1 protein-coding gene is annotated in these 1,106 nt (G+C 60.2%); it reads left to right on the top strand.

The features are described 5' to 3' along the window. On the top strand, positions 1-869 hold an 869-nt coding region (locus BP737_RS08990), incomplete at its 5' end, for an ATP-binding protein (protein WP_342686129.1). Positions 870-1,106: the final 237 nt, after the last annotated feature.

A 1,106-nucleotide genomic window follows, 5' to 3' on the forward strand; every position in this document is an offset into this window, starting at 1 on the left:
CCCAGAACTTCCTGATGATGGAACGGATATCCCAGTCGCTTGCCGGCCGGGTCGGGATCGTCAAACTCCTCCCCCTCTCGATGAGGGAACTTGCCCGTGCCGGAATTGAGCCCGAACGGTACGAGGACCTCCTCTACACCGGCCTCTTCCCCCGCCTCTACAACAGCGGTATTCACCCGGCAGACTTCTATGCATCATATATCCAGACCTACATCGAGCGCGATCTCCGTCTTCTCAAGCAGGTGCAGAACCTCTCGACGTTCCAGACGTTCATGAAGATGTGCGCCTACCGATCCGGTCAGGTGGTGAACTACTCGTCCCTCGCGAACGACTGTGGCATCACCCACAACACGGCGAAAGAGTGGTTATCCCTTCTTGAGACGTCGCTCGTGATTGTCCTGGTCCGGCCCCACCACAAAAACTTCAACAAGCGACTCGTGAAGATGCCGAAACTCTACTTCACGGACCCCGGTCTTGCCGCACACCTGGCCGGGATACAGAGCGCCGACGATCTCGGTTACCACCCCCTCAAAGGGGGGCTCTTTGAATCGCTCATCATAACCGAGTTCCTGAAGTTCCGGTTCAATCGGGGCAGAGAGCCCAACCTCTACTTCTGGCAGGACAAACTCGGACACGAGATCGACTGCATCATCGAGTATGTGGGGTGGGACCCCGTCCCGGTCGAGATCAGGTCGGGCCGAACGGCAAGTTCCGACTTCTTTAAAGAGATCGCCTACTGGAACGGACTCTCCGGCAACACCCCGGACCGGTCGTTCGTGGTCTACGGGGGCGACCGGTCCCAGTATCGGGCGGCAGGACGGCTCATCGGCTACCGGGACCTGGAACCGATCGTCCCGTATCTGAAGTGATTGGGGAAAACGGATACACTTAAGCGGCAGCCGCAAGTTCTCTGCGAACCGATCGAACACCGAACAACCGGGGAGCCCCGGCGCCGTCGAGCTCGCAGCAGCGCTTTATACCGACGGGGACCTCGATCCGGCCACCGACCAGCCGGTCGCGGCCGGCAGTACCCCGGCGAAGACCCCTGCAAGGCGGGAAGAGCGACGGCGCACCACAGCGATCTCCGTATCACGTACACGGACCCT

It is taken from the genome of Methanoculleus sp. UBA291 (assembly GCF_002499755.1).
Taxonomy (GTDB): Archaea; Halobacteriota; Methanomicrobia; order Methanomicrobiales; family Methanoculleaceae; genus Methanoculleus; species Methanoculleus palmolei.